The sequence below is a fragment of the Candidatus Enterococcus moelleringii genome, from assembly GCF_017377575.1.
Taxonomy (GTDB): domain Bacteria; phylum Bacillota; class Bacilli; order Lactobacillales; family Enterococcaceae; genus Enterococcus_A; species Enterococcus_A moelleringii.
This window is the reverse complement of sequence record NZ_JAFREM010000003.1, coordinates 24,832-46,194: the sequence shown is the minus strand read 5'-3', so window position 1 is coordinate 46,194 and position 21,363 is coordinate 24,832. Positions and strand designations below refer to the sequence as shown.

General features: G+C 44.3%; 24 protein-coding genes and 2 pseudogenes. 7 read left to right on the top strand and 19 right to left on the bottom strand.

The window, feature by feature from the left end; translation table 11 throughout:
- Positions 1-26: 26 nt before the first annotated feature.
- The 8 genes from JZO70_RS01510 to JZO70_RS01475 all read right to left on the bottom strand — a co-directional run bounded on the left by JZO70_RS01510 (position 27) and on the right by JZO70_RS01475 (position 6,878).
- Positions 27-887: an ROK family protein gene (locus JZO70_RS01510; protein WP_207671766.1), complete on the bottom strand. Its 861-nt coding sequence runs from the start codon at positions 885-887 to the stop codon at positions 27-29.
- A gap of 49 nt (positions 888-936) precedes the next feature.
- Positions 937-1,836, bottom strand: coding sequence for a ketose-bisphosphate aldolase (locus JZO70_RS01505; RefSeq protein ID WP_207671765.1), 900 nt, complete (start codon positions 1,834-1,836; stop codon positions 937-939).
- Between the two features lie 15 nt (positions 1,837-1,851).
- The gene (locus JZO70_RS01500) at positions 1,852-2,706 is read right to left on the bottom strand and encodes a class II fructose-bisphosphate aldolase (RefSeq protein ID WP_207671764.1); all 855 of its coding nucleotides are present in this window, start codon (positions 2,704-2,706) and stop codon (positions 1,852-1,854) included.
- Between the two features lie 15 nt (positions 2,707-2,721).
- Complete coding sequence (locus JZO70_RS01495) at positions 2,722-3,804, bottom strand: PTS fructose transporter subunit IIC (protein ID WP_207671763.1); 1,083 nt, start codon at positions 3,802-3,804, stop codon at positions 2,722-2,724.
- An 18-nt stretch (positions 3,805-3,822) separates the two neighbouring features.
- Positions 3,823-4,137 carry a PTS fructose transporter subunit IIB gene (locus JZO70_RS01490; protein ID WP_207671762.1) on the bottom strand — a complete coding sequence of 105 codons (315 nt, stop codon included), beginning with the start codon at positions 4,135-4,137 and terminating at the stop codon, positions 3,823-3,825.
- A 58-nt stretch (positions 4,138-4,195) separates the two neighbouring features.
- Positions 4,196-4,681, bottom strand: a complete 486-nt coding sequence (locus tag JZO70_RS01485) for a PTS sugar transporter subunit IIA (protein ID WP_207671761.1) — start codon at positions 4,679-4,681, stop codon at positions 4,196-4,198.
- Positions 4,681-6,153: a BglG family transcription antiterminator gene (locus tag JZO70_RS01480; protein WP_207671760.1), complete on the bottom strand. Its 1,473-nt coding sequence runs from the start codon at positions 6,151-6,153 to the stop codon at positions 4,681-4,683. The genes JZO70_RS01485 and JZO70_RS01480 overlap by 1 nt, the downstream gene beginning before the upstream one ends.
- A 248-nt stretch (positions 6,154-6,401) precedes the next feature.
- Positions 6,402-6,878, bottom strand: a complete 477-nt coding sequence (locus JZO70_RS01475) for an S-ribosylhomocysteine lyase (protein WP_207671759.1) — start codon at positions 6,876-6,878, stop codon at positions 6,402-6,404.
- 291 nt (positions 6,879-7,169) lie between these two features.
- On the opposite strand from JZO70_RS01475, the gene JZO70_RS01470 reads away from it, so the two are divergent.
- Positions 7,170-7,688, top strand: a complete 519-nt coding sequence (locus JZO70_RS01470) for a DUF2975 domain-containing protein (protein ID WP_207671758.1) — start codon at positions 7,170-7,172, stop codon at positions 7,686-7,688.
- A 24-nt stretch (positions 7,689-7,712) separates the two neighbouring features.
- Complete coding sequence (locus tag JZO70_RS01465) at positions 7,713-7,922, top strand: helix-turn-helix domain-containing protein (protein ID WP_207671757.1); 210 nt, start codon at positions 7,713-7,715, stop codon at positions 7,920-7,922.
- A gap of 41 nt (positions 7,923-7,963) precedes the next feature.
- On the opposite strand, the gene JZO70_RS01460 is transcribed toward JZO70_RS01465, so the two are convergent.
- Genes JZO70_RS01460 through JZO70_RS01450 form a run of 3 tightly spaced genes read right to left on the bottom strand, consistent with a single transcriptional unit; the run spans position 7,964 to position 9,530 of the window.
- Entirely contained in the window at positions 7,964-8,701 is a 738-nt protein-coding gene (locus JZO70_RS01460) for a 3-oxoacyl-ACP reductase (RefSeq protein ID WP_207671756.1), read from the bottom strand.
- Positions 8,698-8,919, bottom strand: a complete 222-nt coding sequence (locus JZO70_RS01455) for a DUF2829 domain-containing protein (RefSeq protein ID WP_207671755.1) — start codon at positions 8,917-8,919, stop codon at positions 8,698-8,700. The genes JZO70_RS01460 and JZO70_RS01455 overlap by 4 nt, the downstream gene beginning before the upstream one ends.
- Positions 8,916-9,530: a DUF1054 domain-containing protein gene (locus JZO70_RS01450; protein ID WP_207671829.1), complete on the bottom strand. Its 615-nt coding sequence runs from the start codon at positions 9,528-9,530 to the stop codon at positions 8,916-8,918. The genes JZO70_RS01455 and JZO70_RS01450 overlap by 4 nt, the downstream gene beginning before the upstream one ends.
- A 308-nt stretch (positions 9,531-9,838) precedes the next feature.
- On the opposite strand from JZO70_RS01450, the gene JZO70_RS01445 reads away from it, so the two are divergent.
- Positions 9,839-10,573 (top strand): MIP/aquaporin family protein, encoded by a 735-nt coding sequence (locus JZO70_RS01445; RefSeq protein WP_207671754.1) that lies wholly within the window; start codon positions 9,839-9,841, stop codon positions 10,571-10,573.
- A 70-nt stretch (positions 10,574-10,643) separates the two neighbouring features.
- Here JZO70_RS01445 and JZO70_RS01440 read toward each other — a convergent pair whose 3' ends face one another.
- The gene (locus tag JZO70_RS01440; RefSeq protein WP_242703720.1) at positions 10,644-11,036 is read right to left on the bottom strand and encodes a zinc-binding dehydrogenase; all 393 of its coding nucleotides are present in this window, start codon (positions 11,034-11,036) and stop codon (positions 10,644-10,646) included.
- 128 nt (positions 11,037-11,164) lie between these two features.
- Here JZO70_RS01440 and pepG1 point away from each other — a divergent pair.
- Positions 11,165-11,309: pseudogene (gene pepG1, locus JZO70_RS01435) on the top strand (type I toxin-antitoxin system toxin PepG1).
- A gap of 476 nt (positions 11,310-11,785) precedes the next feature.
- Here pepG1 and JZO70_RS01430 read toward each other — a convergent pair.
- Genes JZO70_RS01430 through JZO70_RS01420 form a run of 3 tightly spaced genes read right to left on the bottom strand, consistent with a single transcriptional unit; the run spans position 11,786 to position 14,264 of the window.
- On the bottom strand, positions 11,786-12,742 hold the full coding sequence (locus JZO70_RS01430; RefSeq protein WP_207671752.1) for a Gfo/Idh/MocA family protein: 957 nt from the start codon (positions 12,740-12,742) through the stop codon (positions 11,786-11,788).
- Positions 12,743-12,760: 18 nt separating this feature from the next.
- Positions 12,761-13,378, bottom strand: a complete 618-nt coding sequence (locus JZO70_RS01425; RefSeq protein WP_207671751.1) for a TVP38/TMEM64 family protein — start codon at positions 13,376-13,378, stop codon at positions 12,761-12,763.
- 13 nt (positions 13,379-13,391) lie between these two features.
- Complete coding sequence (locus JZO70_RS01420; RefSeq protein WP_207671750.1) at positions 13,392-14,264, bottom strand: alpha/beta hydrolase fold domain-containing protein; 873 nt, start codon at positions 14,262-14,264, stop codon at positions 13,392-13,394.
- Positions 14,265-14,367: 103 nt separating this feature from the next.
- On the opposite strand from JZO70_RS01420, the gene JZO70_RS01415 reads away from it, so the two are divergent.
- The 3 genes from JZO70_RS01415 to JZO70_RS01405 all read left to right on the top strand — a co-directional run bounded on the left by JZO70_RS01415 (position 14,368) and on the right by JZO70_RS01405 (position 16,910).
- Positions 14,368-15,378 (top strand): acyltransferase family protein, encoded by a 1,011-nt coding sequence (locus JZO70_RS01415; protein WP_207671749.1) that lies wholly within the window; start codon positions 14,368-14,370, stop codon positions 15,376-15,378.
- Between the two features lie 142 nt (positions 15,379-15,520).
- Positions 15,521-16,102, top strand: a complete 582-nt coding sequence (locus tag JZO70_RS01410) for a LemA family protein (protein ID WP_207671748.1) — start codon at positions 15,521-15,523, stop codon at positions 16,100-16,102.
- Entirely contained in the window at positions 16,065-16,910 is an 846-nt protein-coding gene (locus JZO70_RS01405; RefSeq protein WP_242703711.1) for a TPM domain-containing protein, read from the top strand. Before JZO70_RS01410 ends, JZO70_RS01405 begins: the two co-directional genes overlap by 38 nt.
- Before the next feature lie 355 nt (positions 16,911-17,265).
- Here the strand turns inward: JZO70_RS01405 and JZO70_RS01400 are convergent, their stop codons facing one another.
- From JZO70_RS01400 to JZO70_RS01385, 4 genes and pseudogenes are all read right to left on the bottom strand, one after another.
- Positions 17,266-17,994, bottom strand: a complete 729-nt coding sequence (locus tag JZO70_RS01400) for a DNA alkylation repair protein (protein ID WP_207671747.1) — start codon at positions 17,992-17,994, stop codon at positions 17,266-17,268.
- 110 nt (positions 17,995-18,104) lie between these two features.
- Positions 18,105-18,781, bottom strand: a pseudogene (locus tag JZO70_RS22770) (DNA alkylation repair protein).
- A 549-nt stretch (positions 18,782-19,330) separates the two neighbouring features.
- Positions 19,331-20,518 carry an iron-containing alcohol dehydrogenase gene (locus JZO70_RS01390; RefSeq protein WP_207671745.1) on the bottom strand — a complete coding sequence of 396 codons (1,188 nt, stop codon included), beginning with the start codon at positions 20,516-20,518 and terminating at the stop codon, positions 19,331-19,333.
- Between the two features lie 61 nt (positions 20,519-20,579).
- Complete coding sequence (locus JZO70_RS01385) at positions 20,580-21,323, bottom strand: alpha/beta fold hydrolase (protein ID WP_207671744.1); 744 nt, start codon at positions 21,321-21,323, stop codon at positions 20,580-20,582.
- Between the last annotated feature and the right edge of the window lie 40 nt (positions 21,324-21,363).

Below are 21,363 nucleotides of genomic sequence, written 5' to 3'. Positions count from 1 at the left end.
CAGAAAAAGCAATGAAAACAGCAGAATCAGACGATTTCCTGTTGCGCCAGCAGCAGGGTCCCCATCAAGCCGCTCTCATCCGGCATTCCCCAGCAGACGATGTATTCGTCGACATTGGGGATTTCTACATACCCATTCAAAAGCTTCGTAAATTGCTGGCGGATTTTTTCCAGCAGATGAGGCTGATTCATGACGCCCCCACCTAAGACGATTTTTTCCGGATTTAAAATTAAGGTATAGGCCATCAGGGCTTGCGCCAGATAGTAGGCCTGCAGCTCCCAAACTGGATGATCGGCTGGCAAGTTTTCTCCCCGGATACCGGTGCGTGCTTCTAGCGATGGGCCGGATGCCAACCCTTCTAGACAATCCTTGTGATAAGGACAGGTTCCTTCGTAAGTATCTTCGGGATGTCTTTTGACAAAAATGTGGCCCATTTCTGGGTGGCTGATACCCTGGAACACGGCATTATCCACGACAATGCCGCCGCCGATCCCGGTTCCGACAGTTAAATAAATACAGCTTTTACATCCACAGGCAGCTCCCTTTTTCAATTCACCGTAAGCCGCCGCATTCACGTCCGTCGTCCAAGCCATGGGAATGTCGTAGCGCTCTTTCAATGAGCCTAGAAAATCAAAATTGGTCCAGCCTTTTTTAGGCGTTGCTAAAATATGACCATAGTTCGCTTGTTCCTTTTGCACGCCAATCGGACCGAAAGAGCCGACCCCCAACGCATCCAGTATGAAGCGGTCAAAAAATTGAAAAACGCCTGCCAAGGTTTCTTCCGGGGTGGTAGTAGGGATGCTGACTTTTTCGATGATTGCTAATTCCTGATTCGCCACAGCACAAACAAATTTGGTGCCGCCGGCTTCTATTCCGCCAATATACATGCTTTTCTCCTCCAAAAAAGCCAAGGAAAATTTCCTTGGCTTTGATTTTTTATGCTTGGTCTTGTCTCCAAGGTTGAACATTTCTTTCGCGATAGACTTTGGCTTGTCCGATTGAGTTGAACAATTCCATTTTTTGTTTCACGACGGCTTTGGCTGCATCGATACATTCTGGATAGATGGCATTGGCATCCCAAAGTTCCGTTGTTGAAAGAATTTCACGGCATTTTTTGTAGAAAGCGTATTTGTAATCAGAAGAGATATTGACCTTTTGAATCCCGATTTGAACTGCTTTAGCAATTTCTTCATCTGGATTGGCTGATCCTCCATGGAGAACCAATGGAATATCTACCCGGTCTTTGATTTCTTGCAATACATCCATCTTCAATTGTGGTTTGATATTTTTTGGATAAATACCATGAGCAGTACCGATGGCAACCGCTAATGTATCAATGCCAGTTTTTTGGATAAATTCATCGGCATCTTCTGGTCTAGTGTAGATCACTTCTGATACGCCGCCTTCAATCGTCGTACCGGTGTTGCCGATTGTTCCTAATTCACCTTCGACTGATACGCCGATTTTGTGACATACATCAACGACTTCTTTAGTAACAGCGATATTTTCTTCAAAAGGAAGCAATGAACCGTCGATCATGACTGAGCTGAAGCCGCAGTGGATTGCTCGCATGATGCTGGCTAAGCTGTCACCGTGATCCATGTGAATAACAAAAGGTACTGAACTGTTTTTCGCACGAGATACGGCATATTGGAAGAACTCATCTTTGGTAAAATCTAATTCGGTTGGATGCACGGCGATGATTGCTGGTGCATCATTTTCTTCAGCGGCTTCGATCACGACTCTTAGGAAGTTACTATCAGCGACGTTGAAGGCACCTACAGCGAATTTTTCCTCTTTAGCAATTTCCAGCATTTGATTCATATTGATTAACATTGGGCATAGACTCCTCTATAGTGATTTATTTTTAGAACCCGAAAGTTCTATATACTGTTTAACAACTTCTTTTCCGGCTGCCATCGTGTGATGGATCAGCGTTGGATAATCCACATCGAGATTGTTGGCCAGCTGTTCTCTAACATCTTCCAGCTGTCCCTTCATAAAATCAGAACCGACATTGATTTTGTTGATGCCTAGTTCGATGGATTTTAAAATGTTTTCTTTACCGGCCCCAGAGCCGCCGTGTAAAACTAACGGCAAGTTGGTTGCGGCTTTGATTTTTTTAACAATGTCAAAGCGAAACTCCGGCACATAGCCTTCGGGATAATTCCCGTGGCTGGAACCATAAGATAGAGCCAGACAATCCACGCCGGTTTCTTGAATGAAACGAATCGCATCATCGGGATCGGTGTACATTTCGTCATTAGTGAAATGATCGCCGGCCACCGCCCCCATATCGCCAACCTCGGCTTCAACGCTGGCATTGTACACCTGCGCCAGCTCCACGATAGTGCGGGTAATCCGAATATTTTCTTCTAATGGATACATGGAAGCATCCATCATGACACTGGAAAAGCCTTCATGGAGACACTGCTTAACAAATGCGACATCTTGTCCGTGGTCCAAATTGATGGCCACTTCCACCTTGGCGTTGTTGGCCATACGGATAATCGGCTGGGTCAAATAGCGATGATCCAAGTGCTCCTTTAAATGATCCTGCAGCAGGTCAACAATGATGGGCGAATGCATTTCTTCCGCCGCCTCGATCACAGCTTTGGCGGTTTCCAGGTTAAAACAGTTAATCGCCAGCACCGCGTATTTTTCTTCATTGGCCTTTTGCAGCATTTCTTTCATGGAAACGTACATCTAATCCCTCCAAAACTAGTTCAATTTGATCGAAGAAAAATCAACATCTTCCTCTTCTTCATCCACGACTTCATTTTCAACTGGTTCTTTCTTCAAGACGAATAGCAGGACACCAGTCACGACGGAGCCGATTAATAAGGCTAAGGTAAATTTCAGCGGATCAGTCATAGCAGGAATAATGAAGACGCCGCCAGAAGGAACCGGTGAACCGACACCCCAGCTCATGCTTAAGCCGCCGCCAATTGCTGCACCCGCCACACAAGAAACGATTACGCGAATTGGATCAACTGCTGCAATCGGAATGACGCCTTCAGTGATCATACATAAGCCCATTGGGAACGCGATTTTGATATTGTCTTGTTCTTCTTTTGAATATTTTGGTTTACGGAAGATGCGAGACATTACCCAAGAAATCGTTACGCCAAACGGTGGTACCATTGAAGCCAATACTTTAACTGCTTCTGGTTCTTGAATCCCTTCCAGCAGCATACCATCAGCGAACAAGGAGGCCACTTTGTTGACAGGACCACCGAAGTCAAAGGCTGCCATTCCGCCGACAATCGAGCCGAACAAGAATTTCCCTGAGCCTTGCAGACCCACTAAGAAATCAGTTAAGGCTTCGGTTGCCCAAACAATTGGTACACCGATGACAAAGAACATTAATAATCCGATAATTAAGGTAGATAATAGCGGAACAATCATCATTGGCATTAAGCCTTGCGCCCAAACTGGCACCTTTAGATTTTTGACTAAGAATAATACGAAGAACCCAACTAGGTAACCACCTAACATCCCGCCTAAGAAACCAGCACCGATGGAATTAGCAATCAGCCCCATAAATAGACCTGGTCCAATCCCCGGACGGTCAGCGATGGAGTAAGCAATCGCTCCTGAAATAACTGGTGCCAACAAGCCCATACCTAGAACACCTAAGGAAACTAATGCATCTGGTACTGAGTAGGCTGCTTTATAATCTTCGATAACCCCGCCACCGGTTAAATTCCCGATCGCGATCAATAACCCCGCTGTAACAACTACTGGCAACATGTAGGAAATTGCCGTTAATGCATGTTTTTTGAGTTGCAGTTTTTTCATCATTTTTTTGTCCCCCTTTTTTTATGCCTTTAATACTTCTTCTTCGATCTTGTTGATTAACCCTTTTGGTGCTTTGATCACCATGCTTGTTGGAATCTCAACGACTTTTTTCCCTTTAAAGCGATCCTTCCCTCCAATCTTAATGTCGGCTGCGATAATTACGACGTCGGCTTCCTTGATGTCTTTGGCAGTTAGTTCATCCTCTGTTCCGATGGTGCCTTGGGTTTCAATGTGAATCTCGTGCCCTAAACTTTTGGCTGCTGTTTCCAGCTTCTTCTTGGCAATGTACGTATGGGCGATCCCCGACGTACATGCAGCTACTCCAACGATTTTCATGTATAATTCCTCCTTGTAAAATATATGATGGCAATGCTTTTTAAAACGTAGTCAGTGTTTATTCCTCTGGTTCCTTGGATAGCAGCTCCATCATTTCAGCTTTGGTTTGCGCTGAAACCATATTTTCGATAAAGTCTTCATCGGCTAACAGCATCGCGACTTTTTGCAATAACTTGATATGCATCGTGTTAGCATCGGTATTGCGAACGGCGAACAAGATGATCACTCGAACGGGTTTTTCATCTAAAGATTCCCATTCGATCGGCACTTTTGTTTTCCCAACCACCAACGAGGTTTGGCTGACGCTGTCGGACTTGCCATGAGGAATGGCGATGCCGTTGCCAATACCAGTCATCCCTTCAGATTCCCGCAGGAAAACATCGTCAGAGAAACCCTTTACATCAGTGACCACTCCTTGATCAGCTAACAGGTTTGTCAGCTCCAAGATGGCTTCTTGTTTCGTTGTAGCCGCCATTTCTAAAGTAATTAAGTCTTCGGTGATCACATCAGCGATACTAAAATCTTCCATTGCATATTCTGTCATTATCCAATCTCTCCTAACATTTGTTTTACGCGTTGTTCATCCTGCTTGGTAAATACTGAATTCACTAAAATAGAGGGAACTTGCATCTCGGTATTCAAGTGAACAGTGGTTAAAACTAAATCGATGTTCTGGTATTGATCTGCTTTCTTTTTGTATTGTCTAGCAGAAAGGACATCGACAATTTCTAATTCTGGGAAAGCCTTCCGTACTTTGACTTTCAATAATTCCGATGTGCCTACGCCGCTGCTGCACATGATCAGTACCCGCTTTTTAGAATTGATCATTTCTTTATATTTCACGAAGTAGAGGGTTAGAAAGCCAATCTCATCTTCGGAAATTTCATTTACATGAAACACTTCCTGTACTTCTTGACTGACCTGCTTCACCTGGTTAAAGGTTTCACTGTATTCCAGCTTAATGTCGCTTAACAGATCATTTTTGACGATAATTTCATTTTTCAAACGATACAGCATCGGTTCAACATGACTGTATAAATCCTGCTGGTTCGGCTGCTGGTCGATTCGAATCCCCATCTTCTCACTCATTTTTTTCGAGAAGAACTCGGTCATCTCTAAAGCCTCTTGCGACTTTTCCACTAGCTTGATGGGGGTATTTTCAATTCTTGAAGAAATCAAGTATTGAAACAGATAAAAGGCTTCGCTTTTTGGTAATACAAGATTCAGGTAGTCGTTCATTTTGCTGATGACCATCTCTGACAGTTTGTACAGCTCGTGGTACCGTTCGATCAGCTTCTGCTCGTCTTCATCCAACTGTTCGAATGATAAATCGGAGCGAATCTCCCCTTCCCGTACCCGTTTGATCAAAATGTAGATATGGGAAAAAATATTCATATTGTAGGGATAAACGATCCCGCTCTTTAACTGGTTCTCGATAAATTCCAGTAGAGAAGTGATGAAGTTAATATCATAAGCACTAATTTTGTGCTTCTGAGTGGTGAAATCGGCATCCATCAAGGTGTTGGCACTTAGTAAGCCGTTCACGACTTTGCGGATGTCCTTTTCTTTCCCTTCAATCGCAATCCGCTGATCCTTTTTAATCAGCTTCAGGTGATAGCCCTTTAAAAATTCGGCGATTCGGTTAAGATCATTGCTGATGACTGTGTCACTCACATAATAGGGTGAAAACAGATCGTGAATCAGAATCCTTCTAGGTGATCTAAACAACAAAGTCAGCAAGATTGCATTCCTTCGTTCCATTGGGCCTTGCGCCTGGTTGTCGCTGCGCTTTTGCAGGCTTTCCTTTAGATACTTTTCGTAATCCAGTCGGAAGCCTTTCCCCACTTCGGATACAATAATGTCGCCGTTTTCGGATTCTTCGTTAATTTTCTTGATGGTTCGATAAATCGTTTTGGTCGAAACATTGGCAAATTCAGCTAGCTCTTGACCCGTCAAAGTCATTCCATGCTTAAGAAACAACTCAATCAACTGTGTCTCTCTTTTACTTAGCTGCATTTGGTCAACCTCCTTGTCTTTACTATAAGTGTTTTTTGCAACTGTACATATTTTCTTATGTCCACTTAAATGGACACAAGTCAGTAATCGCTTACAAATAGTCATTCGAGTTGTTTGATAAACATACGCGTTTGTTTTGGGTAAATTCTGTTAGTCACAGAACTTATCTGAAACTTACAGAACAAAAAAAGACAATCCCTTTGCACTGTCAGTAAGTGCTTGGATTGTCTTTAACTCGCTTTTTTATTTTATTTTACTACATTCCGCTCAAAGGGATCATCGCTAATCCCTGCTTCGATCACCAGCTTTGCGTATTCTTTGGCACCGAATAAGGAATGGTCGCGGTAATTGCCGCAGCTTTTGATGTCCACACCTTGGACATCTTCCCATTTTGTTTCATTAACGATCGTAGTTAACACGTCGGTTAGGGCCGTAGCAACTTCCGTTGAACTAGGTGTGCCCCAGGTAATTAGATGGAAGCCGGTCCGGCAGCCAAATGGCGATACATCGATAATGCCGTCTAAGCGATCTCGCAATAAATCTGCCAGCAGATGCTCCAGCGTATGTATCGCTCCAGTTGGGATTTCCTTTTCGTTCGGCTGCAGGAAACGCAAATCGTAGTTGGCAATTACGTCCCCTTTCTTTCCGGTTTCCTCGGCGATCAGCCGGACATAAGGTGCTTTTACCTTTGTGTGATCTAGGGTGAAACTTTCTACTTCTGCCATAATTATTTCCTCCTTGTTTACGCTATTCGTACTTTCCACTGCTGTTTTCTTCTATAGAAAAAGAATTTTTTGGTTGCTTTGTACTTTACTCGTTTCCTTTGCGACTGTCAATAAAGCCTGTCATTGCAGTATTTGATGGCTGATTATCAAAATTATCCATGACCTGTCAGAACTCTCTTTTTCAATTAAACGATATATTTTTATCGAATATCGATATATTTTTGTTGACTTTCGTTAAATGCCACGGTATACTCATTTCAAGTTAAACAAATAAAAAGGAGTGTACGAAAAATGAATGTAGAAAAAAATGTATATCGAGGATTGAAAATTGTATTTAGTATTTTGATCGGATTAATGGTGATTGCTGCTTTAGGAATGGTAATGGCTACTGTGTTGATTAATATCCCAAGTATCCATGACCAAATTGTCACCCTGACACCTAGTGAAGCAGCCTCCGTTACGGGCTATTTTGCATGGTTCTCCTCACCGTTGATTATGATTGCTTCATTTGCCGGAATTGTGTTGAACATTGTCTTGTTCTACTTTATCCGCCGATTCTTTAAGAACTTGGAAATGGATCGTATCTTTGTGACCGAAAATGTCCTTACTGCTAAAAAGGTTGCCGCAATTTTACTAGTCTTGTCTTTCGTTGCCGGCTTGCCTGACTTAATTGCTTCGCTGCAAGGACTTGCAACAGATGGTTTCTCATGGGATCTGACTTATGTGATAGGTGCTTCCATCGTGTGGGCTTTGGCGAAGATTTTGGAAAGAGCGAATTTGATTGCTGAAGAAAATGAATTGACGATCTAAGCCGCTTCTTAAGGAGGAAAACAAATGATTCAAGTAAATTTAGATGTCGTTTTAGCGAAAAACAAGATGGCTTCCGGTGAACTGGCAAAACGAGTCGGCATGTCCAATGCCAATATATCGATTTTGAAAACAGGCAAAGCGAAAGCCGTTAGATTCTCTACCTTAAATGAAATTTGCAAAGTCTTAAATTGCCAGCCAGGAGATATTCTGGAATATATTGAAGATGAAGACTAACACAAAAAGCGAAGAGCCTAGGCCTTCGCTTTTTGTGTGTCTTATTTTAACATCCAGCCGCCATCCACAGGCAGTACGACACCCTGTAGATAACTTGCGGCTTCACTGGCTAAAAACAAGGTGGCGTTCGCTACTTCCTGAGGTTCTGCCCAGCGGTTCATGGGCGTTTCTTTAGCCACCCACTTGGCCATTTCACCATCACCAGCAAAGTCCGCCGCATTCATCGGCGTCTTGATGGCCCCGGGCGCCAAGGCGTTCACGCGAATCCCGTCCTTAGCGTAATCCAACGCCAGCTGCTTCGTGTAGCCGACAACAGCATGCTTTGCCATCGTATAAGCAGCTCCACCGCCACCTGCGATCAGGCCAGCAATTGAAGCCATGTTAATAATTACCCCCGCTTTTCGTTCCAACATTTGCGGTAAAAATAAATTGGTCATGCGATAAATACTGGTCACGTTGGTTTGGAAGACCTTCATCCACAGTTCTTCCGATGTGGATAACGTTGGTAAATAATCATCCAAGATTCCGGCGGTATTGATCAAGATGTCCACATGGGGATAACTTTTCAAAATAGTTTCGGCAGTGTTTTCCACCTGTGATTTGTCGCTGAGGTCTACCTGATAAAAAAGCTGGCTCTCTTTTTCTGGGACTGTTTGACGATCCAAAGCAATCACGGTCGCTCCTTGTTCTAGAAAAGCTTCCGCTTGTGCCTGGCCGATTCCGGAAGCTGCTCCAGAAACCACCACCACTTTTCCGGCAAATTCTGAGTAACAGATCATTCCACTAACTCCCAGTCGTCTGCTAAAATATCGCAGACCGTAGGCGCAAAGCTGGAAAAGCCTTCGTCCGCGGTTTTGATCAGAAAATACGGTGTTACTGGTGAATTGTCGTAGGTTTCCCCTTCGACTAAGGTTACGTATAATTCAAATCCGCCCCAGCCGCGGCGAATAATTTTGGCGCCTTTTTTTAATTGCGGTAAAATTTCTTCAAATGTCATTTTGCTGCCTCCTGAATGATTGATTGGTAAATCGGCATTAATTGTTGATACGTTTCCATCATATACGCTTTGGCTTCTTCCGGCTTTTTCCACAGTGGACTGTCTTTAGGAATGATGCGGCCAATTTGAAACTCGCCTTTTTTCACATCGCGAAATCTTACTAACAGCTTTTCCACAGCTTCCGGGGTTAACTCTTGGACTGCTTCTTTCGTATGATCCCCTGATAATTTGAAATCTGGGGATAAGTTCTCAAATAATTCCGGTTGATCCAGCATTTTTTGAGCGATTGCCTGTTCATTTTTCGGCTGATCGATGCAGGACAGCCACATAAAGACATATTCCGGCCAAATTCCCAGCTGAAAATGAGGCTCCATTTTGTAGCCGCGCTTTTTCCGACTCAAAGCTGACCAGGTATTTTCCGGGGCATGGGTCGTCCGACGACGGTGCTGGGCAATGTGGATAAAGAAGTCCTCCTCCACCATTGGGGATAACTCGGTGCTAAAGTATTCGTTTAATTCCTGGAACACCGGTTGAATCTCGGCCCGGATCGCCGCCATCCGATCATCCAGTCCATCTATCTCAAAAACCTTAAAGCTTTCTGGCGTAAACATCATGTTTGCATCCTCCTGTTGAAAAGTCTGTACAAGGATAGTGTACCTGTTTTGCCGGCAAAGAAAAAGACTCGTCTTTTCTTAAATCGAAATTACGAGTCGGTGTTCTGTTAATAAGTGTCTAAATGCTTTTACAGGACGGTAGTGAGTTTCCCCTAAATTCCCTCACTAAATCATGCAAAAATAGCTTATTTTGACCATTACCAAATCACAAGGGTTATTGTTTGTCACAATCCAAAATAAGGTCTAACATATAAAATGGATTTTTTACTGAATTCTTTTACAAAAAAATTTTATAGGAGGTCATCATGGATTTTTCATTAATGCAGCGTTTAGCGGCGGAATTCATCGGTACCGCATTGTTGATAATGCTGGGGAATGGTGCAGTTGCCAACGTGGATTTGAAAGGAACAAAAGGTTACGGCAGTGACTGGATGTTGATTGCAGTCGGTTATGGGTGTGGGGTTATGATTCCTGCGATGATGTTTGGTTCAATTAGCGGTAATCATATCAATCCGGCGTTCACGATTGGTTTGGCTTTAAACGGCATGTTCCCTTGGGCTGAAGTGGTTCCTTATATCATTGCCCAAGTATTAGGTGCGATGGTGGGTCAATTGATCGTCGTTGCCTGTTACAAACCTTATTACGATCAAACCGAAAATACCGCTCACGTTTTAGGAACGTTTTCTACTATTAATAGTGTTGGTTCTAAATTCAACGGTTTCGTCAATGAGTTCTTTGGTTCATTTATTTTGTTCTTAGGTGCGATTGGGATTACCAAAGCCCCTTTCTTCCAAGACAATTTAGGAACGGCTCACTTTGCCTTAGGATTTTTGGTTTGGACTTTGGTTGCTTCTCTAGGCGGACCAACTGGACCTGGCTTGAATCCAGCGCGGGACTTTGGGCCACGATTGGTGCATGCGATGCTGCCTTTGAAATACAAAGGTGATTCACAATGGAGCTATGCTTGGGTTCCGGTTTTAGCACCAATTACCGCTTCAATTGTAGCGATTGCTTTGTATAAGTTCTTGTTTATGGCTTAGAAACTGAACATATGAAAAATACCTTTGATGACTGACATTCCGCAAGGAGCAGCCATCAAAGGTATTTTTGTTAGGATATTTTCACTACGGCTTTGGTGATTTTTTCTTTGTTTTCACCAGACAGAACCGCTTCAACTTCGTCTAGGGCTAATTCGTGGGTAATCAGTTTTTCCACATCAATCACGTGATGATCCAAAATACTGATGGCATCCTCCATTACATGAGGGTTGATAAAAGCACCCTTGATAATCAGCTCTTTGAAATAAACATCGTAGGCATTCACTTGGATGTTGGTATCAGGATCACCAACACCAAACATCAGAATTTGTCCGCCGCGAGCAGCCATTTGGATCGCTTGCTCCTGGGTATTGGGACGACCGACACATTCAATAATTACATCGAAAGTTTCGTCGATTTGATCTTTTTCTGGATCGAACACCACATCAGCACCGATTTCCTTCAGATGAACGACTGCAGCATGCGTTTGATTTATATCGTTCAGGTAAAACGATTCTAGGAATGCTATAATGGTAACAGGACAGTAAAAGCGAATATGACGGTGGCTATCTTTTCGGAATTGAGGTGATGTATATGTATATACATCAAAAATCTGAAGAAAGGAGATGCCTTTTTGTCAGCCTACGAGACAATCCAAACGATCATCAGTTTTGGTATGTTTACCATTACTTTGATTGCGTTGGTTGTCGAGTTGCTAAAAAACGACAAAAAAAAATAACCGTCGCTTTAAGCGGGGACGATTATTTTTTTGAATGATTAATCCCAGCCGCCGTCTTAAACGGTGAAGCTGTCCTATCCTAAAGGGAGGTTGTTAGCGCAACTTCCCTTTTCGTGTATATTATATCACAGATAAGTTAAAACTGATAATTAAGATCTCTTACTAACCAAGAACACAGCATGCAATCATGCCTAGTTCTTGCTGCAGTATTGCTTACCTTTTTCAAAAGCTATGTTCTTCTTTTGCTACTAAAAAGTGTCAAAAAAAAAACCTCAAGAATAAATTCTTGAGGCCTAGCCCAGTACCATTAAAAATGATAGAAGCAGCTTTCGTCCACTAAATCTGCCTCCGACACCCTGAAATCCGCCAGGTGACTTTCGTCGTTGTGCCTCTGGATCGAAGGATCAATTGTGAAATCTGATCCGCTCGACTCGTCGCATGGACAAACTATAGCACAGATACTTTAAAGAAGCCACTTATTTCTGAGCGCTGCGATACATTTCTTCAATGATTCTTACAGTTTGCAGCGTCATTTCTTTGGTGACGACTGGACTGGTCAATCGTTTTTGATTCAAGCAGGCATTGACATGCTCCACTTCAAATACGAATTCACTTTGATAATCGGTTAGAATTTTTTCGATCCGGCCGTCGGGATATCGAACTTCGGCTTCTTTGGTTTTCCAGAAATTCGGAATGTGAATCTGACCTTTTTCACCATATAAAGTAATCCCTGGCGCTAAATCTAGTTCTACTGTGAGAAACATCGAACCAATTGTGTTATCAGGAAATGCCAAATTCACGGAAGCCTGAGTATCTGAAGCATCCGGCGGAAAAACCAGCGTGCCGCTGAATTCCTTCGGCGCTTGCTTCATTAGAAACTGCATATATTCAAGCGGATAGGTTCCGGCACCACGGAACACTCCGCCGCCGGCTTCCAACGAGCCAAACCAATTGATGTGATAAATATTAGGATAGGCCATCACTGCCTGCATCCAGCGAACTTTTCCGATCGTATCTTTTTCCAGCAATTCAACCACTTGTTCCGTAATTGGCAGGAATAAGGATTTTTGCGCTTCCATTAGAAACAGCCCTTTTTCCTCCGCCAAAGCAAACAATTCTTCGGCTTGGGCACTGGTCATGGTGAAGGGTTTTTCCAACAAAACATTTTTGTTATGCTCCAAGGCTAGCTTAGCCGCATCGTAATGGCCCTTGTTATAAACCGCCACGTAAACGATGTCCACCTCGGGACTTTGGCAAAGCTCTTCATAGCTGCCAAAGGCTTGCGGAATATCCAGCTCCTGGGCCATTTTCTCAGCTTTTTCTATCCCACGGGAAGCAATGGCAACAACTTCCCCTTCGATGCTTTCTTTGACCCCAGCCACAAAGCGGGGAACAACCTGGGCAGTGCTTAAAATACCGTAACGAATAGTCATGTGCGTCCTCCTATCAACTTAAAACAAGGTTGTTTTATGCAGTACAAATACAATCAAATAGCCATAACTAGCCACTGACCACAGCTTGAAGGTCAGCACAATTTTGGCGTATTCCTTAAAACTTAAATCGGTCATCCCAGCCACGAGACAAATAATATCATCCGGCAGGAAAGGAAACAGGAAGCAAACAATCAGCAAACGCCGAATCCCTTTAGTCCGCCGGTGCAGCGTATTTTCAAAGGTTTGGTAGTTTTTCGTTGACAGCACCAGCCGGGCAAACTTCGGACCATAACGGCGTGCCAACCCGAAAATAACAAATTCACCTGCCACTAGTCCGACATAGCTGTATAAGATTCCGGGAATATTGCCGAACATCAGCATCCCCACCACCGTCGCAATTCCTCCAGGTATAAAAGGAACAACCGGCTGAATCGCTTGGACAACAATGAAGACCACCACCGCAAAGCTGCCAAACTGCTTGATAAATTCCTGCAGCTCCTGCGGCGAACCCAGTAATCCTAAACGCCGCAAATGAATGGTCAATAGAATTAATGCCGCCAAACCAAGGGCTGGCGCCAACTGGATTAATTTTTGTTGCAGAGCCAATCTGCGTTTTGCTTTTGCTCTTGAAGCCATAATTCCTCCTTTCCTATTGGAAAAACTCGCCCATCTGATCGATGTAGCGTAACGATTCTTTCAATGGATAGACAACAAAATCATGCATCATGCCGGGAACTATTTCTAAGGTCATCTCCGTGTTTTTACTGCGGACCACTCGTTCCTGCAGACGCAAAACATCGGGATACAGGATTTCGTCGGTTCCGGCAATCACTAATAATTCTCCCAGATCATCAAAACGACCGTAAATCGGCGACACCCGCGGATCATTTAAAGGCAGTTCGCCAGCGTAGTTTTCACCGGCTTCACTGAGCATATCTTTTTCCAGCACCACATCTTTGTCCTGTAATTCTTCCGTTCTAGGGTCACTTAAGGTAGCGTCCAGCCAAGGTGAAGCCAGCGCAATTTTCATAGGCCGTTTTTCCAGCTGAATATCCCGCAGCTGCTGGGCTAAACTCATGGCTAAGCCACCACCGGCTGAATCGCCGAACAAACGAAACTCATCGTCAGGATAAGAGTAGACTAGCTGGCGAAAAGCGGCTTCCGTAATCGGCAAGGTTTTTTCCGCGGTATTTTCCGGTGCCAGCGGGTAGTCAAAATAGCTGACCTTTAAATTGTAGCGCTTGACGAAGCGTTCTTGAATATCTTTATGAAACGGAGAAGCTTCTAAGGCATAACCCCCACCGTGGAGGTAAAAGACATGGCGATTGGTGGGATGCGGCGGCAACAGGGTAATGACCTCGTGACCGTCAACAGTAGAGCTCACCTGCGGAATCCCGGTACGACTTAATTGTTTCGCGTTAATGTTGCGACGCTTGGGCGGATCAATCATATTAAAGCCTACTAATTTTTTCATGTTGATGACTTTGAAGACCGTCTTAACAAATTTCGCTGAATAGCGCACAGGCTTTCTCCCTTCAATCCTTCAATAAAGAGGATTTTTTTCTTGCTAGGTGCTACAATAAGTAACAAATAGTCTTTGCTTCATTTTAGCATAAACAAAGGAGGTGTCCACGATCACAAAACCGAATCGCGAATTTCTTTTCGACAATATTCGGGGCATTCTAATTTTACTCGTGGTATTGGGGCACGCGTTAGAATATTTCCGACTAGAAAACAAAGTCGGCGAGTTTTTGTATGTCTTCATTTATTTGTTCCATATGCCGGTCTTCATTTTTATTTCCGGCTACTTCTCAAAGAATTTGGAAAAAGGCCGGCGGACAGCAGTCGAAACCTTCCTAGTGCCGTATTTACTGCTGAACTTATTTTTAAGTGTGATTATGCTGGCGATTGGGAAGACGGAAGAAATCTTGATCCTCTCACCAGGCTGGACCTTGTGGTATTTGTACTGTATGTTCATTTGGCGCTTGATGCTGCCGGATCTGGTGAAAATCCGCTATGTACTGCTGCTGAGTTTTATCGTGGGCATCTTCTCAGGGTTCTTGACGGAGTTTGGAACCTATATGGCGTTGGCACGAACGTTGGGATTCTTTCCCTTCTTTTTAGCGGGCTATTATGCCAATTCTCAGCTGATAAAAAACCTGCGACGGATTCACCACAGCAAATTAATCAGTGTCGGGATTATTATTTTCGCCATTGCAACGGCGTTCTTTTGGATCAGCCACGATATTCCGCCGGAGTTGTTATGGCGAGATCGGGCCTTTAATTCCTTTACGATTCCGCTGCTGCAGAATCTGCTGACGATTATTTTCCTTTACGGGATGGGGTTTGCCTTTGTCTTTGTGTTTATTACCTTAGCCAACAACAAACTCTATTGGTTCACCCCTTGGGGACAACGGACACTGGCGATCTACCTGCTGCACATTTATCTAGTAGCACCACTGGTACAAGGAACCGAATATATCGAAAATCCCGTGCTGCAGCTGATTATTTTAATCGGCGGTTCCCTGCTGATTTTGTACTTGCTGTCACGGCCAAAAGTAACAACAACTCTGCAAAAGACACTTGCACGAATTCTACATTGTATTATGCCCGAAAAAAAAGGCGACTCCTCGTGAGTTGCCTTTTTTTCTGGGCTTTTCAACCTTGTGATCACAGCCATATTAAGGATTTACTTACTATAGCAAAGATACAACCTTAGCCTTAGGTTTTTCAGCTAGGTTCGTGATAAACTAAATACATAACAAGGAGGAATTTATGATGAAAAAAGGTGTAAGCGGCGGCATAATAGTCCTAGTTATTATTGGACTATTAGCCGTTTTTGGCATCACACAATATAACGGTCTTGCCAGAGAAGAACAAGCAGTCGAAGCGCAGCTCAGCCAAGTGGACAATGTTATGCAGCGACGGGCCGATTTGATTCCTAACCTGGTGAATTCAGTCCAGGGAAGTATGAATCAAGAACAGGAAGTTTTTGGCAACATCGCCAAAGCCCGTGAAGCCTACGGCAGTGCCTCAACCGACGAGGAAAAAATCGAATCCAGTCAAGCGCTGGATCAATCGGTAGGCACACTAGTGAATGTGATTAACGAAAATTACCCGGAACTTAAATCAAACGAAAACGTACAGACTTTAATGACTCAATTAGAAGGAACCGAAAACCGAATCTCGGTGGAACGCAAACGTTACAACGAAGCGGTTCAAACCTATAACCAAAAAGTCGTTTCCTTCCCGAAAAACATTTTTGCTGGCATGATGGGCTTAGGTAAGAAACCTTACTTTGAAGCGCAACCTGGAGCCGAAAATGTACCGGAAGTTGATTTCGGAAACTCCGGTGAGTAAGATGAAAAAACGGCTTTTATGGCTGTTGCCCTTTTTCGCTCTGCTGACGCTTTGGCTGCCTGTTCAAGGGCAAGCCGAAAGTCTGCCGGCAGCGCCGGATCATTTCTATTATGATCAATTAGGCATTATGAGCAATCAAACCAAAGACCTGATTGAAAACAAAGGCTTGGTCTACAAGGATAAAAAGGAACAACCACAAGTAGTAGTAGCCACCATTGAGTCCACCGGCGGCGATGATATCGACGGCTATGCCCCAGATCTTTTTGAAAAATGGAAGATCGGGAATGCCGCGGAGGACAACGGAGTCTTAATTCTGTATGCCTTAAACGATGGCGCGCGGAATGTGCGGATCGAAGTAGGTTATGGCTTAGAAGGTGTGCTGACTGACAGTATCACCGGCAATATTTTGCAGCAGTCGAAGGATGATTTGAAATCCAGCGACGAGGCCCGAATTAACAAAGGCCTGCAGCAGGTTTTCAACAGTGTCACTACCTTGATCGATCAAAACTACGACTATCCAGCGGATGAACATGCGTTGAGCGAAGAAGAAGTAGCAGCGATTGAGGGTGACGATTCCGGCGGAGTATTCTCAGTAATCGGCCCGCTTATTTTTCTGATCGTCATTTTCAGTTTGTTCGGCGGCGGTGGTCGTGGCGGTGGAAACGGACGTTACCGTGGTCGTGGCGGCGGCCCTCCAATTTATTGGGGCGGCGGTGGCTTTGGTGGCGGATCTGGAGGCGGCTTCGGCGGGGGCGGTGGCTTCTCAGGAGGCGGCGGTTCTTCCGGCGGCGGCGGTTCGAGTATTTAACCTTAAAGGCTTCGCAAACTTGCTCAGCTTTGGAGCATTAAGACTAAAGTTTGGATAAACTGCTTCTCAAGTTTCTCCAAACTTTCGCTTAATGCCGACAAAGCTAGCTCCTTAATACGGTAGTGAATTTTCTGCAAAAATTCAATTTATTCTCGTACGCATACCATTCCACTAAGTGGGGCAAACCTGATTATCTGATAATCCAGCTTTTTTAAACTGTGAAAAGTGGAACTGGCAAGCTAGTTTGGGAAGCCGGACATCAACCTGCTATGACAAGAATCACGTATACTTCCTTTAGAAGACAAAACGAACTGCGCATACCAAGCGACAACGGTATGCGCAGTTTTTTGTGTTGTTATTTCTGATTTCGGCGGCCGTGTTTGATGATCCATTCTTGTGCCTTAGTGGACGGTGTTTTCCGCCATTGGGCAATCAGAAACTCGGCCTTGTCCGGCGCGTCTTTGTAAAGCTCATTTAAATTGTTGCCGACACTTTTTTGCACAAATTTTTCGGGATCGTCCTTTAGATTAGTCATGATTTCGCTAAAACGATCAAACTCATCTAGAGCCACTGGCAGCTTTTGTGACCAAGGCAGCCGAATTCTAACCCCTTCACTGGCTAAACGGCGAACATGCACATTGTCGTCTTTACTCCAAATAATCAGTTCATCCATCACTTCTTGAGGATGTTCCTTCAACAGCGTCCGAATCGCATATTCCCCTGTGAAGCGCTTGGTCAGCTCCTTCAAAAAAGCCAAGGAAACCTGCCAATCCTGGTTGCCGTTTCGTTCCACATATCGCCCGATCGGCCACAGCCACCAGCCAAAATTGAACATCCCTTCAGCACTGGTTAATTCCGGCCCTAACAGCTGATGAAAACCTTGAATCGTTTCACTATAATCCTCTGGCACATACTTGTCCAAAGCATCCACAATAAAATCAAAGCGGTCAAATAATTCTTTGTCCTCCAATTTCCCTATTATTTCCTCGGAAAAGCCGGCTGCGTCAAATTGCGGAAAGACATCGGATAATTTGGCGGCTAAGTCGACAATATACTGGTCATCGTAATGATCCTTATGCTTCATTTTTTCCACTCCCGTTGGTTTTATATCTATGACCGTACCACGCTGGCACTGCCTGTGTAAATACCAAATCTTATTTAAAAGCTCCGCACCGTGTTCGAAGCTTCAACTAACTATTCAGACACTTCAAAATCCCAAGTTCCTCGCTCTGTACCATTAATAATCAAAGTCACTGAATGGGTCCCCGGATAATGCTTTCTGACACTGACATTTTTAAAGGAATGCTACGTTGATAAAGCTTTTTCTCGCCTTCCTGCATGGCAATCGCGGAAAGCTGAAAAATTTTGCGGCTAGGCTTGCCGTTGGCCTTCATATAATCAATGCCATATTCCAGACGGACTTTGGTGTCTTTTTGGGCGATAAGAGTAAAGGCGAAAGTAACGGCTTCACCAATTGCGACCTTCTCTGTCTCTAAGGCAAAATCCTTCACCTCAACAGCAGTACTGTCGCCATAGCCGAAAATTTCCAATACTTCCCAATTGCCTTTTTTTAACAAGGTTCGGCAGCCATGCTTAACAATCCAATTGGTCTGTTCATTCTCGCCGTACCAATCCTTAGCCAGCTGGACAATCAGCTCCGGCTGATTTTTGGAAATATCATTAAGATTATTGGCGACACTTTTACGAACATAGGCGGAAGGGTCAACCTTCAGTTGTTCCAACAACTCCAAAACAGGCGTGGGGTCTTGTTTGTATTTGGTTAATGGCTGGCTCCATGGTAATAAAGGGCGGCAGCCTTCACTGGCAAGCCGGCGGACGTGTTCATTTTCATGTCTGGCCCAGGCATTCATTTGCGCCATCATCCGTTCTTCGTGGTTGATAATGAAGGGCCGGACTGCCATCTCTGAAGACCAGTATTGGGTATACTTCTCCATCGCTTGAATCGACAGGTCCCAGTCGGCCTCCCCTTGTCCGTAAACTTCTACAAAATCTGGAACGAACAAACCAAAGAGCCCGCCGCTTAATTTTGGCGCTATTTCATCAAGAATCGCCAAAGCCTCACGATAATCTGCCGGCAAACATTCTCCCAAGCTCAAGGTGATTTTCCGTACTCGACCTTTAATGCCTAGTTCCTCCCAAGTTTCGTCCATCGTTTTTGCCAAGAACTCCTCCACTGGAAAAGCCGGATAAACTGCTTGAATTATCTCGGCGGCTTCCTGCAACGATTCCGCTGTGTAAATATTTTTCAGTAATTCTGCCATCCTTAACTCCTTTTGGACCGTTTTCTTTTATTATACTCTACTAACATCCCTCAAACAGACTTATCAATCATTAATAAGCTGCACTTTTATTCCCGTAAAAAAAGCAGCCCTGTCTTTTCAGACAGAACTGCTGGTAACTTAAACGAAGCTGCTTTCTGTTAAACAAGCTTCATAAATACTTTCTACATCGGATACATCCATCGGCACGTAGGCATCGGTTTTGATGGCATTGTGATCAACGGCTTGTTTAGCCATAATCGCAAATTTTTCTTCATTGATGCCCACCTCTGGCAAGGTCATTGGAATATCGCAAGACTTGAAGTAGTCGTAGGTTTTTTGAATCCCAATTCGCGCCGCCATCATCGGTACACGTTCTTCTACATCCCAAACGTTCCAGGCAAATTGAGCAAACTTAGCCACGGTTTCATCATTTAAAGCATATTCCATCCAGCGTGGCGTTAAAATAGCCAAGCCCACTCCGTGAGTAATATCGTAAAAGGCACTTAATTCATGTTCCATCGGATGACAAGACCAAGAACCCGTTTTCCCGTTGCCGGTTAAGCCGTTTAAGGCTAAGGTGCTGGCCCACATCAAGTTCGCCCGCGCATCGTAATCGTCGGGATACTTTAAGGCCACCGGACAATTTTTAATTACCGAGCGCATCAATCCTTCGGAAACAAAGTCTTGAACGTCGGTTCCTTCTGTCCGCTTGAAGTAATTTTCCATCAGGTGGCTGAGAATATCCGCTGAACCTGCGGCAGTTTGGTACTTGCTTACCGTAAAGGTATTTTCAGGATCTAGGAAAGAAACCTTTGGCAGCATAGATGGACTGCCGACACCCAATTTCTGATTGGTGCTTAAATTAGAGATGACGCCAGCGTTGTTCATTTCACTGCCGGTTGCGGCTAAGGTTAAAATAGTCACTAATGGCAAAGCCGGGCCTTGGAATTTACGACGCTGCAGAACCATGTCCCAGGCATCGCCTTCATATAAAGTAGCTGCCGCTACCGCTTTTGCACAGTCAATGGTGGAACCGCCGCCCACTGCCAGCAAAACATCGATGTCTTCTTTGCGGCAAATTTCCGCTCCCTTACGAACCGTTTCTACGCGAGGATTTGGCTCAACGCCAGCTAATTCAAAGACTTGATTGTCGTTAGCCTTCAGCTGCTCCATCACTTTGTCGTACAGACCCATTTTCTTGATACTGCCGCCACCATAAACCAGCAGCACCTTTTTACCAAATTGATTGATAACCTCTGGCAATTCAGCCAAACGGTCTTTACCAAAACGAATATCTGTCGTTACGTGAAAATTAAAATTCTCCATAAAATCCCTCCTTTGTTTCATGATAATCCAAAAGCTTCAAAAACTAAAGCCGTGTTTCTTCTTACATATCAAAATTCTCTGCGAAAAAGTCGCTAATGGTCTCCATCGTAGGCACCTTCACCAGATGCCGCTCATCTTCACTTAAAAAAGTAATGTTAGGCTTTTGTCCTTGAGCACTGACAAAATCTTTGACCTGCTGGTGAGGAATCTTTTCATCCCGAGTGCCGTGCCAGAAAAGCAGCGGACGTTCGCCTAACGTATCTGGATGCAGCGACAAATCATAAAGCTCTAACCAAGAAGTCAGCTGTTCATAATCCGGCGGCAAATAATAACCGGCTGCGGTGGCGTGCTGTTTGATTCGGTCTCGGTAAGCGACAGGCGTCGGCGAACCCATCACGCAAGCAGCCACATCAATTTCCGGATGGGCCGTCAGCAGCATGCAGGTGGTAATCCCGCCCATCGACACACCGCCAACGCCGATTTCCCCTGTGGTTAAACCCAGGTTCTCAAAATAATCCACTAAATAGCCAAACTCAAATAAATTGGTTTGAATACTGTTCCAAAAGGTCAGAGATGGAATTTCTGAAACGACAACTTTTCGTTCGCCGTGGTTTTCCGCATCCGGCAGCAGCACTCGAAATCCTTTTGCTGCTAATTTCCGGCCCTGAGTCAGCACCAATTCTTTGGCCGTTTGCCAGCCATGGTAATAAATGATCAGCGGCAGCGGTTCATAGATTTGTTCTTCACCGACAACCTCCAGCAGCGGAATATTGCCGACTAAGCGTTTGCGAATTGCGATTTTCATTGGAGCCCTCCTTTGCGCAAAGAACCACCTCTGAATTCAG

What these genes read in the sequence shown, in the direction of transcription:
- JZO70_RS01510 (WP_207671766.1), bottom strand. Translation starts at nt 887, where the DNA reads ATGTATATTGGCGGAATAGAAGCCGGCGGCACCAAATTTGTTTGTGCT.
- JZO70_RS01505 (WP_207671765.1), bottom strand. Translation starts at nt 1,836, where the DNA reads ATGTTAATCAATATGAATCAAATGCTGGAAATTGCTAAAGAGGAAAAA.
- JZO70_RS01500 (WP_207671764.1), bottom strand. Translation starts at nt 2,706, where the DNA reads ATGTACGTTTCCATGAAAGAAATGCTGCAAAAGGCCAATGAAGAAAAA.
- JZO70_RS01495 (WP_207671763.1), bottom strand. Translation starts at nt 3,804, where the DNA reads ATGATGAAAAAACTGCAACTCAAAAAACATGCATTAACGGCAATTTCC.
- JZO70_RS01490 (WP_207671762.1), bottom strand. Translation starts at nt 4,137, where the DNA reads ATGAAAATCGTTGGAGTAGCTGCATGTACGTCGGGGATCGCCCATACG.
- JZO70_RS01485 (WP_207671761.1), bottom strand. Translation starts at nt 4,681, where the DNA reads ATGACAGAATATGCAATGGAAGATTTTAGTATCGCTGATGTGATCACC.
- JZO70_RS01480 (WP_207671760.1), bottom strand. Translation starts at nt 6,153, where the DNA reads ATGCAGCTAAGTAAAAGAGAGACACAGTTGATTGAGTTGTTTCTTAAG.
- JZO70_RS01475 (WP_207671759.1), bottom strand. Translation starts at nt 6,878, where the DNA reads ATGGCAGAAGTAGAAAGTTTCACCCTAGATCACACAAAGGTAAAAGCA.
- JZO70_RS01470 (WP_207671758.1), top strand. Translation starts at nt 7,170, where the DNA reads ATGAATGTAGAAAAAAATGTATATCGAGGATTGAAAATTGTATTTAGT.
- JZO70_RS01465 (WP_207671757.1), top strand. Translation starts at nt 7,713, where the DNA reads ATGATTCAAGTAAATTTAGATGTCGTTTTAGCGAAAAACAAGATGGCT.
- JZO70_RS01460 (WP_207671756.1), bottom strand. Translation starts at nt 8,701, where the DNA reads ATGATCTGTTACTCAGAATTTGCCGGAAAAGTGGTGGTGGTTTCTGGA.
- JZO70_RS01455 (WP_207671755.1), bottom strand. Translation starts at nt 8,919, where the DNA reads ATGACATTTGAAGAAATTTTACCGCAATTAAAAAAAGGCGCCAAAATT.
- JZO70_RS01450 (WP_207671829.1), bottom strand. Translation starts at nt 9,530, where the DNA reads ATGTTTACGCCAGAAAGCTTTAAGGTTTTTGAGATAGATGGACTGGAT.
- JZO70_RS01445 (WP_207671754.1), top strand. Translation starts at nt 9,839, where the DNA reads ATGGATTTTTCATTAATGCAGCGTTTAGCGGCGGAATTCATCGGTACC.
- JZO70_RS01430 (WP_207671752.1), bottom strand. Translation starts at nt 12,742, where the DNA reads ATGACTATTCGTTACGGTATTTTAAGCACTGCCCAGGTTGTTCCCCGC.
- JZO70_RS01425 (WP_207671751.1), bottom strand. Translation starts at nt 13,378, where the DNA reads ATGGCTTCAAGAGCAAAAGCAAAACGCAGATTGGCTCTGCAACAAAAA.
- JZO70_RS01410 (WP_207671748.1), top strand. Translation starts at nt 15,521, where the DNA reads ATGAAAAAAGGTGTAAGCGGCGGCATAATAGTCCTAGTTATTATTGGA.
- JZO70_RS01405 (WP_242703711.1), top strand. Translation starts at nt 16,065, where the DNA reads ATGTACCGGAAGTTGATTTCGGAAACTCCGGTGAGTAAGATGAAAAAA.
- JZO70_RS01400 (WP_207671747.1), bottom strand. Translation starts at nt 17,994, where the DNA reads ATGAAGCATAAGGATCATTACGATGACCAGTATATTGTCGACTTAGCC.
- JZO70_RS01390 (WP_207671745.1), bottom strand. Translation starts at nt 20,518, where the DNA reads ATGGAGAATTTTAATTTTCACGTAACGACAGATATTCGTTTTGGTAAA.
- JZO70_RS01385 (WP_207671744.1), bottom strand. Translation starts at nt 21,323, where the DNA reads ATGAAAATCGCAATTCGCAAACGCTTAGTCGGCAATATTCCGCTGCTG.